Source organism: Melaminivora alkalimesophila (genome assembly GCF_000282995.1).
Classification (GTDB): Bacteria; Pseudomonadota; Gammaproteobacteria; order Burkholderiales; family Burkholderiaceae_C; genus Melaminivora; species Melaminivora alkalimesophila.
On the sequence record NZ_ALEE01000538.1, the window covers coordinates 1 to 9649 of the forward strand.

The 9649-nt window shown below is 69.1% G+C and carries 13 protein-coding genes; 5 read left to right on the forward strand and 8 right to left on the reverse strand.

Annotation, left to right across the window (positions count from 1 at the left end):
- Together A612_RS10535 and moaE are read right to left on the reverse strand one after the other, a co-directional pair.
- Window positions 1–195, reverse strand: a 195-nt coding sequence (locus A612_RS10535) for a Clp protease N-terminal domain-containing protein (RefSeq protein ID WP_040436614.1), incomplete at its 3' end; no start/stop codon positions are given.
- 85 nt (window positions 196–280) lie between these two features.
- On the reverse strand, window positions 281–757 hold the full coding sequence (gene moaE / locus A612_RS10540) for a molybdopterin synthase catalytic subunit MoaE (protein ID WP_019374449.1): 477 nt from the start codon (window positions 755–757) through the stop codon (window positions 281–283).
- Between the two features lie 113 nt (window positions 758–870).
- Between moaE and A612_RS10545 the strand changes: the two genes are divergently transcribed.
- The 3 genes from A612_RS10545 to A612_RS10550 all read left to right on the forward strand — a co-directional run bounded on the left by A612_RS10545 (window position 871) and on the right by A612_RS10550 (window position 1895).
- A complete protein-coding gene (locus A612_RS10545) occupies window positions 871–1125 on the forward strand; it encodes a hypothetical protein (RefSeq protein WP_019374450.1) in 255 nt (84 codons plus the stop codon).
- A gap of 174 nt (window positions 1126–1299) precedes the next feature.
- On the forward strand, window positions 1300–1455 hold the full coding sequence (locus tag A612_RS16605) for a DUF3149 domain-containing protein (RefSeq protein ID WP_019374451.1): 156 nt from the start codon (window positions 1300–1302) through the stop codon (window positions 1453–1455).
- A 113-nt stretch (window positions 1456–1568) separates the two neighbouring features.
- Window positions 1569–1895 carry a hypothetical protein gene (locus tag A612_RS10550; RefSeq protein WP_019374452.1) on the forward strand — a complete coding sequence of 109 codons (327 nt, stop codon included), beginning with the start codon at window positions 1569–1571 and terminating at the stop codon, window positions 1893–1895.
- A 9-nt stretch (window positions 1896–1904) separates the two neighbouring features.
- Here A612_RS10550 and A612_RS10555 read toward each other — a convergent pair whose 3' ends face one another.
- The 6 genes from A612_RS10555 to A612_RS10580 all read right to left on the reverse strand — a co-directional run bounded on the left by A612_RS10555 (window position 1905) and on the right by A612_RS10580 (window position 8162).
- A complete protein-coding gene (locus tag A612_RS10555) occupies window positions 1905–2168 on the reverse strand; it encodes a MoaD/ThiS family protein (protein WP_019374453.1) in 264 nt (87 codons plus the stop codon).
- Window positions 2165–3388, reverse strand: coding sequence for a molybdopterin molybdotransferase MoeA (locus A612_RS10560; RefSeq protein ID WP_019374454.1), 1224 nt, complete (start codon window positions 3386–3388; stop codon window positions 2165–2167). Before A612_RS10560 ends, A612_RS10555 begins: the two co-directional genes overlap by 4 nt.
- A complete protein-coding gene (gene mobB / locus A612_RS10565; protein WP_019374455.1) occupies window positions 3385–3963 on the reverse strand; it encodes a molybdopterin-guanine dinucleotide biosynthesis protein B in 579 nt (192 codons plus the stop codon). Before mobB ends, A612_RS10560 begins: the two co-directional genes overlap by 4 nt.
- 82 nt (window positions 3964–4045) lie before the next feature.
- Window positions 4046–5476: a threonine synthase gene (gene thrC, locus A612_RS10570; RefSeq protein WP_019374456.1), complete on the reverse strand. Its 1431-nt coding sequence runs from the start codon at window positions 5474–5476 to the stop codon at window positions 4046–4048.
- Between the two features lie 46 nt (window positions 5477–5522).
- Entirely contained in the window at window positions 5523–6857 is a 1335-nt protein-coding gene (locus tag A612_RS10575) for a homoserine dehydrogenase (RefSeq protein ID WP_019374457.1), read from the reverse strand.
- A gap of 72 nt (window positions 6858–6929) precedes the next feature.
- Window positions 6930–8162 (reverse strand): pyridoxal phosphate-dependent aminotransferase, encoded by a 1233-nt coding sequence (locus A612_RS10580; RefSeq protein ID WP_019374458.1) that lies wholly within the window; start codon window positions 8160–8162, stop codon window positions 6930–6932.
- Between the two features lie 115 nt (window positions 8163–8277).
- Between A612_RS10580 and A612_RS10585 the strand changes: the two genes are divergently transcribed.
- Together A612_RS10585 and A612_RS10590 are read left to right on the forward strand one after the other, a co-directional pair.
- Window positions 8278–8649, forward strand: coding sequence for an Mth938-like domain-containing protein (locus A612_RS10585; protein WP_019374459.1), 372 nt, complete (start codon window positions 8278–8280; stop codon window positions 8647–8649).
- Between the two features lie 212 nt (window positions 8650–8861).
- Window positions 8862–9395 carry a peroxiredoxin gene (locus A612_RS10590; protein WP_019374460.1) on the forward strand — a complete coding sequence of 178 codons (534 nt, stop codon included), beginning with the start codon at window positions 8862–8864 and terminating at the stop codon, window positions 9393–9395.
- The last annotated feature ends 254 nt before the right edge of the window (window positions 9396–9649 follow it).

Consider the following 9649-nt stretch of genomic DNA (forward strand, 5'->3'; position numbering starts at 1 on the left):
GGCCTCGGCCGCCGCGAGCATGCCGTTCGCGTTGGCGCCGGTGCGCTCGACGAGCGCGCGCGGGCCGCCCTCCTGGCGCAGCATGGCCACCAGCAGGTGCACCGGTTCGATGTAGGCGTTGTCGTGGCCGAGCGCGAGTGACTGGGCATCGGACAGCGCTTCCTGGAATTTGGTCGTGAATTTTTCGAGACGCATGAGAAACCTCCAACTGGCTGCTAGTTAGGGTTGCGGCACCCGGGTTTCAAGCCGCAGCGCCCGGCGAATCCACGACCGCCCGCGTTCAGCCCGCCATGGGCGCCGCCCGGATGCCCCAGCGGGCGAGCGCCGCATCGTCGCTGGTGCGCGCGTCCACCCAGCGCGCGCCGGACGGCGTCTGCTCCTTCTTCCAGAAGGGCGCCTGGGTCTTGAGGTAGTCCATGAGGAATTCACAGGCCTGGAAACTCTCGCCGCGGTGTGCGGAAGTCACGGCCACGAGCACGATCTGGTCCTGCGGCGCGAGCAACCCCACCCGATGGATCACACGCACGCCGTACACATCGAAGCGCGCCCGGGCCTCGCCGACCATGGCCTCGATCGCCTTCTCGGTCATGCCGGGGTAGTGTTCCAGCTCCATGGACGCCACCTCGTCGCCCTCGTTGCGCTCGCGCACCGTGCCGACGAAACAGCAGACGGCGCCCACGCGCCCATCGTGCGCGCGCAGCGCCGCGATCTCTGCGCCGACGTCGAAGTCCTGAGTCTGGATGGAGATGGAGGTCATGGCAGATGGGACACGCACGAGGAAAAGCAGGAAGAATCGCAGTGCCGGAGCGTGCCACGCGGCCACTGCCCCTTTGCTACATTTGCCCCGGACTTTATAACGCCACACGCGCCATGGCCCAGCAAGCCCTGCACACTGCCAAATACACCCTCTACCCTTCGCCACGCAACGTGCACCGCGTGGTCTTTGGCTTCCAGAGCTTCGTGGCCCACCCGTACGCGCTGATCGACCTGCCCAGCTTTGGACTGGCAGGGCGCTACAGCCTGTTTGCCGCCTACCGCAAGGCCGACGGCAAGATGGGTCAGCTCGCCACCTTCGAACTGGAAGCCGACTGCCAGCGCTTCGAACGCTTGTTCGTGCCGGATTGAAGCGCGCCGGCACGCCCGCCGGGCAGGAGGCGCTCGCCCGGCTTGCGCTGGCGCAATCCAGACCATGATCAAAATGGGGTTATTGGGCTTCCCTTGACCTGTCTCAAGGAGGTGCCCGCTTCCTTCGCGTGCAATGGATGGCACCAAACCACAACGACGAGGAAGGAAAGCCCCATGCGACTGCTCCAGGAACTCTTCACCACCGACGTCGGCCTGTTCAGCGCCGTTGGCATCGCCTTCATGCTCGGCATGGGCGTGTTTTTCCTGCGGCTGTTCACGCGCGACGATGCACCCGCCGCCCAGCCGGATCCACGGGAAGGCAGCCGCTGAGCCGGCGTCCCGGGGCGCGGCCCTTCCGCGGCACGGCAACGCCCGGCGTGCGCGCCGGGCCTTTTTTCGCCCGCGGCGCGTCCGGCGCCCCGGTCGCCCCGACAATGCGGCCCATGCACGAGGACGACAACCAGATCCTGGTCCCGGACAGCTTCATTGCGCTGTACAGCGACGCGCGCCAGCGGCTGCGCGCCCACCCGGCGCAGCTGCGCAGCCGCTACGAACTGTGCGAGGACCTGGCGAGCCACCTGGTCGAGCAGGCCCAGCTGCTCTACCACCGCCAGGGCGCCTCGGAGAGCGGCGTGTTGTCGGGCATCCATGCCGGCCTGTGCGCACCGGAGTCGGGCGTGAACGCCGCCGAAGCGCGCTGGATCACGCTGCGCCTGGCGGAGCTGCTGGGCTGGCGCTGTCCCGAGCTGCCAGCGGCCCCGACGGAGTGAGTGGCCGCTTCAACCCCCGGTAACGGGCGGGAAGAATGCCACCTCGGCGCCGGCGGGAAGGGCTACGGACTCCTCCGCCATGTCCTGGTTCAACGCCATGCGCACCGCCCGCCCGGGCCCCAGGCACCCGGCCCAGGGCTCGCCGCGCGCGATCAGCTCGTCGCGCAGCGCGCCCAGGGTGGGCGCAGCGGTCTGCAGCGTTTCGCTGCCGTGTCCGAGCGCCTCGCGGATCGAGGCGAAATACCGGACGGTGATTTCCTTGTTGGCGCTCATGACAGCAGCTCGGCAAAGGGAAGGAAGCGCACGCTGTCGCCGCGCGCGATGGCGCACCCCGGCGGGGTGTCGATCAGGCCGTCGCCCCAGACGGTAGAGGTCAGCACCCCCGAGCCCTGGTTGGCAAACAGCTCCAGCTCGCCCTGCGCGTCCAGGCGCGCACGCAGGAACTCGCGCCGGCGGTCGGCCCGGGGCCAGTCGAAGGCGGCGCGGGCGGCGATACCCTTGGGCGCGACCTCGCTCACCCCCTGCAGGCGCAGCAGGAACGGCCGCACCAGCACCATGAAGGTGATCAGGCTGGAGACCGGGTTGCCCGGCAGGCCCATGAAGTGCGCGCCGCCCACCCGGCCATAGGCGAAGGGCTTGCCCGGCTTGATGGCGATCATCCACAGGTCCAGCGACCCCAGGGCCTGCACCGCCGGCTTCACGTGGTCTTCCTCGCCCACCGAGACGCCGCCGCTGGTGAGGATCACGTCGTGCTCGCGGCTGGCCTCGCGCAACACGTCTTTGGTCGCCTCCAGCTGGTCGGGCACGATGCCGAAATCCGTCACCTCGCAGCCCAGCCGCTGCGCCAGCGCCCGCAGGAAGAAGCGGTTGCTGTTGTAGATCGCCCCCGGGCGCATCGCCTGCGGCGCCACCTCGCCCGGCATGACCAGCTCGTCCCCGGTGGAGAACAGCGCCACGCGCGGGCGGCGCGCCACCTCCAGGCGCGCCAGGCCGATGCTCGCGGCCAGTCCCACCGCGGCCGGGTCCAGCCGCCGGCCGGCGGCCAGCACGCGCGCGCCCAGGGCGATGTCCTCGCCGGCGCGGCGGATGTTGCGCCCGGCCTGCGGCACCACCTGCACCCGCACGCCGCCATCCTCCAGCGCTTCGCAATCTTCCTGCATCACGACCACGTCGGCGCCCTCGGGCACCGGCGCGCCCGTGAAGATGCGCGCCGCCGTGCCGGGCGCGAGCGGCCCGCCCACGCTGCCGGCCGGGATACGCTGCGAGACGGGCAGCACGGTGCCGGCCTGCGGCACGTCGGCGCTGCGCAGGGCGTAGCCGTCCATGGCGCTGTTGTCCTGTGGCGGCACCTGCAGCGCGGAGACAGCGTCGCGCAGCAGCACCCGGCCGTCGGCATCGAACAGCGCCACGGTGTCGCTGCCCGGCAGCGTGGCAGCCTGCGCCAGCAGCTGCTCCAGCGCCTCGTCCAGGGGTTTCAGGGAAGAGCGGCTCATGGGGTGGCTCCTTGCGGCGTGTGCGGCGCGGACGCACCGCGCGGCACGGCGTAGTCAAACAATCCGGCGTGCTCCAGCAGCCACTGCGCAACCCGCGCCGCGTCGCCCAGCGGCAGCACTGGTTGCATGGGCGGCTGGGGCAGGCGCGCGGGCTCGTCGGTGGCGACGGCGACGATGCCGGCATCGTGCGGGTAGTGCACCGGGCGATCGGGGCTGCCGTCAGCCGCCGCGCGCCAGACCTCCACACGCGGCAGGCCGCTGTGCCGGAAGCCCTCGACGACCACCCAGTCGGCGCGCGCATCCAGTTCGGCCACCAGCGCATGCACGTCGGGCTCGTGCGCCACGTCGAACTCGCGCAGCAGCGCCAGGCGCCGGTCGGAGACCAGCAGCACCTCGCGCGCGCCCGCCGCGCGGTGGCGCCAGCTGTCCTTGCCGGGCTGGTCGATGTCGAAGCCCTGGTGGGCGTGCTTGATGGTGGATACGCGCAGGCCCCCGGCGGCCAGCGCGCGGATCACCTGCTCGATCAGCGTGGTCTTGCCACTGCCGGAATAGCCGGCGAAGGCAACGACCTTCATCCGATGCTCCTTGGAAGGCGATGATAGCCGGTCGGTATCGGCCCCCGCGCCGAATGCCCTGTGGCCCTGCTGCACGGCCCCATCAGCCGCCGCAATGCGCGGCGATGTAGTCCTTGACCTGCTGCGCGTCGGCCGGCAGCACCGTGACGCGCTTCGGGAGCTGCTCGATGCCCTCGAAGCGCGCCGGCCGCTCGGGCGCGCGGCCCAGGGCTTCCACGATGGTGGACTCGAACTTGATGGGCAGCGCCGTCTCCAGCACGATCATGGGCACGCCCGCGTCGCCCTGCTGCTCGCGCGCCACCTTCAGGCCGTCGGCCGTGTGGGTGTCGATCATGGTGCCGAAACGCTCCCAGGTGTCCCGGATGGTCGCCAGGCGATCGGCATGCGTGCTCCGGCCGCTGGCAAAGCCGAAACGGCGGGCGACGTCGGCAAAGCGCGCGTCGCCGCGCAGGTCGAATCGGCCTTGCTGCGCCACGCCCTGCTCGAACAGCGCGCGCGTGGCAGCGCCGTCGCGGCCCAGCAGGTCGAAGACGAAGCGCTCGAAGTTGCTCGCCTTGCTGATGTCCATCGACGGGCTGGAGGTCTCGTAGGTGTGCTCCGCGCCGCGCACCCGGTACACGCCCGTGCGGAAGAACTCGTCGAGCACGTCGTTCTCGTTCGTCGCCACCACCAGGCGCTCGATCGGCAGCCCCATCTGGCGCGCCACGTGGCCGGCGCAGACGTTGCCGAAGTTGCCGCTCGGGACGGTGAAGCTGACCTTTTGATCCTCACTGCCCGTCGCCTGGAAGTACCCGGCGAAGTAGTACACCACCTGCGCCAGCAGCCGTGCCCAGTTGATCGAGTTGACGGTGCCGATGCGGTACCTCGCCTTGAAGGCGTGGTCGTTGCTCACCGCCTTGACGATGTCCTGGCAGTCGTCGAACACGCCCTCGATGGCGATGTTGTGGATGTTCTCGTCCTGCAGCGAGAACATCTGCGCCTGCTGGAAGGGGCTCATACGCCCGTGCGGGCTGGTCATGAAGACGCGGATGCCCCGCTTGCCGCGCATGGCGTACTCGGCTGCGCTGCCGGTGTCGCCGCTGGTCGCGCCCAGGATGTTCAGCTCCTCGCCGCGGCGCGCAAGCTCATACTCGAACAGGTTGCCCAGCAGCTGCATCGCCATGTCCTTGAAGGCCAGCGTCGGCCCGTTGGACAGCGCCTGCAGGTACAGGCCCTCCTCCAGCCGGCGCAGCGGCACGATCTCGCGCGTGCCGAAGACCTCCTCGGTATAGGTCTTCTCGCACAGCGCGCGCAGGTCGGCGGGGGGAATGTCGTCGATGTAGAGCGACAGGATCTCGAAGGCGAGCGCCGCGTAGCCCTGTTCGGCGTGGATGCGGCGCAGCTCGGCCAGGCGCGCGCCGACCTGCGGATAGCGCTCGGGCAGGTACAGCCCGCCGTCGGGCGCGAGGCCGGCCAGCAGGATGTCGCAGAACTTGCGCGGCGTGGCGTCGCCACGGGTGGAGAGGTAGTTCATCGAAGGTCTCCCAGGCAGGCGCGGCGCGGCGGCCGCCCCGCCAGGCTCAGGACAGCTCTTCCTTGCGGATGCGCGTGATCGGCGCCAGCACCGTGGGCAGGCCCTGGATCTGGGCCAGCGCGGCGTCCATGTCGCCTTCGCGCGTCTGGTGCGTGAGGATGATCAGGTCGGTCTGGGTCGAGCCCTCGCCGCCCACCTCCTCGGCTTCGCGCTGCAGCACGGCGTCGATGCTGATGCCGGCCTCGGCGAGGATGCCCGTGATGCGCGCCAGCACGCCGGCCTCGTCGGCCACGCGGATGCGCAGGTAGTAGCTGGTCACGACCTCGGACATGGGCAGCACCGGCAGCTCGCCACCGGCCTCGCTCAGCGAGGCGCACTGGAAGCCCAAGGGCGGCACGCGGTGCGCGGCGTCGGCGCCGTGCAGGCGCGTGAGATCCACCAGGTCGGCGATCACGGCGCTTGCCGTGGGCTCGGCGCCGGCCCCCTTGCCGTAGTAGAGCGTCGCCCCGACGGCGTCGCCCTGCACCAGCACGGCGTTCATGGCGCCTTCCACGTTGGCGATCAGGCGGCGCGCCGGCACCAGGCTGGGGTGCACGCGCAGCTCCACGCCGCGCGGCGTGCGCCGCGTGATGCCCAGCAGCTTGATGCGGTAGCCCAGCTGCTCGGCGTAGCGGATATCGGCCGCGGCGAGCCGCGTGATGCCCTCCACGTAGGCCTTGTCGAACTGCACGGGAATGCCGAAGGCGATGGCGCTGATGATGGTCGCCTTGTGCGCCGCGTCCACGCCCTCGATGTCGAAGGTCGGGTCGGCCTCGGCGTAGCCCAGCGCCTGCGCCTCCTTGAGCACCACGTCGAAATCCAGCCCCTTGTCGCGCATCTCCGACAGGATGAAGTTGGTCGTGCCGTTGATGATCCCCGCCACCCACTGGATGCGGTTGGCCGTCAGGCCCTCGCGCAGCGCCTTGATGATCGGGATGCCGCCGGCCACCGCCGCCTCGTAGGCGACCATCACGCCGCGCTCGGTGGCGGCGCGGAAGATCTCCGTGCCGTGCACCGCGAGCAGCGCCTTGTTCGCCGTCACCACGTGCTTGCCGGCAGCGATCGCCTCGAGCACCAGCTCGCGCGCGATGCCGCAGCCGCCGATCAGCTCGACCACCACGTCGATGTCCGGGTTGGCGATGACTTCGCGCGCATCGGCGACCACGCGGGTGCGCTCGCCGACGATCGAGCGCGCGCGCGCCGTGTCCAGGTCGGCGACGCAGGCGATCTCGATGCCGCGTCCCGCGCGGCGGCGGATCTCCTCCTGGTTGCGCTGCAGCACGTTGAATACGCCGCTGCCGACGGTGCCAATGCCCAGCAGTCCCACTTGGATCGGTTTCATGCTCGTCTTCTTCTACCAGTCAGAGGGGTGGGCAGCGCCTGGGCGCCACCCACGGAAGGAAAGGAGGGGTGTTCAGGCGGCGCGCGCATGGCGCTGGCGATACAGCGCCAGGAAGTCCGCCAGTCGCTGCACGGCCTCGCGCAGATCGTCCTCGTGCGGCAGGAAGACGATGCGAAAGTGCTGGTTGTCCGGGTAGTTGAAGCCCGAACCCTGCACCAGCATGACGCGCGTGGCGCGCAGCACTTCCATGAAGAACTGGCGGTCGTCCGCGATCGGGTACATCTGCGGATCCAGGCGCGGGAACATGTACAGCGCCGCGCGCGGCTTCACGCAGGTCACGCCCGGAATGGCCGTGATCAGCTCGTAGGCCAGGTCGCGCTGGCGGCACAGGCGCCCGCCGGGCCGGACCAGGTCGTTGATGCTCTGGTAGCCGCCCAGGGCGGTCTGGATGGCCCACTGTCCCGGCACGTTCGAGCCGAGCTTGATGTTGGCCAGCATGTTGATGCCTTCGATGTAGTCCTGCGCGGCCGCCTTGTCGCCCGAGATCACCATCCAGCCGGCGCGGTAGCCGCAGGAGCGGTAGGCCTTGGACAGGGAGTTGAAGGTCAGCGTCAGCACGTCGGTGGACAGGCGGGCCATGGGCGTGTGGCGCGCGCCGTCGTAGAGCACCTTGTCGTACACCTCGTCGGCAAAGATGACCAGCTCGTGCTCGCGCGCGATCTGGACGATGCCGCGCAGCAGCTCGTCGGAGTACAGCGCCCCCGTCGGGTTGTTCGGGTTGATGACCACGATGCCGCGCGTGCGCGGCGTGATCTTGGAGCGGATGTCCTCCAGGCTGGGCATCCAGTCGTTGTCCTCGTCGCACAGGTAATGCACCGGCTTGCCGCCCGACAGGCTGGCCGCGGCCGTCCACAGCGGGTAGTCGGGCGCCGGCACCAGCAGCTCGTCGCCGTCGTCCAGCAGCGCGTTGGTCGCCATGACGATCAGGTCGCTCGCGCCGTTGCCCAGGTAGATGTCGTCCAGCGTCACGCCGACCACGCCCTGCTCCTGCGTGTAGTGCATCACCGCCTTGCGTGCCGCGAAGATGCCCTTGCTGTCGGAGTAGCCGGCGGAATTCGGCAGGTTGCGGATCATGTCCTGCTGGATTTCCTCGGGCGCGTCGAAACCGAAGGGCGCGAGGTTGCCGATGTTCAGCTTGATGATCTTCTGGCCCTCGTCCTCCATCTGCCGGGCGGCGTCGACGATCGGGCCACGGACATCGTAGAGAACGTTGCTGAGCTTGCTGGACTTCCTGATGGGCTTCATGCGCGAAGGGCGGCCATGCCGCACGGCCTCTGAAAAAAAGGGGTGAAACCTATAATTTGACCACAGTTCCTGCCACTTTCCGTCCCGGCGCACCCGGCGCCCGGATCGCCCTGCCATGAAATTCCAGCCCGACCGCATCGACGCCCAGTCCATCACCGCCTACGGCCCCGGCTGGATCGCCGTGGACGGCGAGCGCATCACCCACAGCGTCATCATCGGCTCGGCCGGCCAGCACCTTGCCTGGGACTGCCACCGCTTCGAGGACCTCACGGCCGCGCACTTCGCCCCTCTGCTGGAGCTGGACGTGGAGGTCGTCCTCTTCGGCAGCGGCGCGCGCACCCGCTTTGCCAAGCCGGCCTGGATCGCGCCGCTCATGCGCCGCCGGATAGGCGTCGAGAGCATGGACACGCAGTCGGCCTGCCGCACCTACAACATCCTCGCCGGCGAGGGACGCAAGGTGGTGGCGGTGCTGCTGCTGGAGACCTGAGCGAGGCCATGGCACGCCCACGCCCAGGGGCACGCCCAGCGCCAAACCACTGAACGTTTTGACAGTATTTGGGGCCCGATTAGGCCGCAAAGGGGGTTTGCGGGTAAAATTGGAAGTTGCGGTCGGGGGTCGCCGCCTGCCTTGCAGGACCCGATTTCCCTCATTCCCCCGACTTATGTTTCCCCTTATATACCAAGAGAGAGATAAGCGCCATGGCGATCGTTGTCAACAAACCCCTTCCTGAATTCGAAGCCAACGCGACTGGTGGAATCAAGGTTTCCAACGTCTCGCACCTGGGCCACATCCTGATCCTGTATTTCTACCCCAAGGACAATACCCCCGGCTGCACCACCGAGGCCATGCAGTTCCGTGACAAGTTCAAGGAGTTCGAGAAGGCGGGCGCGATCGTGTTCGGTGTCTCGCGCGACAACATGAAGTCGCACGAGGATTTCAAGGCCAAGCTGGAGCTGCCCTTCGAGCTGGTCGCCGACACCGAAGAGAAGATGTGCCACATGTTCGGCGTGGTCAAGAACAAGATCATGTACGGCAAGAAGGTCAAGGGCATCGAGCGCAGCACCTTCCTGATCGGCCCCGACGGCGTGGTGGTGCAGGAGTGGCGCGGGCTGAAGGTCCCGGGCCACGTCGAGGACGTGCTCAAGGCGGTGAAGGCGCTCAAGGCGTCGCTGAAGAATGCTGCCCCCAAGGAGACGGCTGCCAAGGAAGCGCCGGTCCAGGAAGCCGCCTGAGGGCGTCGGTGCGGGCTGGCGCCCGGCGATCCGGAGTATGCATAATGGATCAATGCCCCCGACCGCCAGCCTGTCCGCCGCCCGCATCCTAGACAAGCCGCCCGCTCGCCCGGGCGGCTTTTTTGCGCCCGCCTGAGGCCGCGGCAACACCCCTGCCCCGACCCCCTGCCCCGAGGCAACCATTTCCTGCGAGACCCTCGCCCATGCCCCTGCCCCCCGCCCCGACCAAGCGTGCCGCCGTGCTGGCGCCTGCC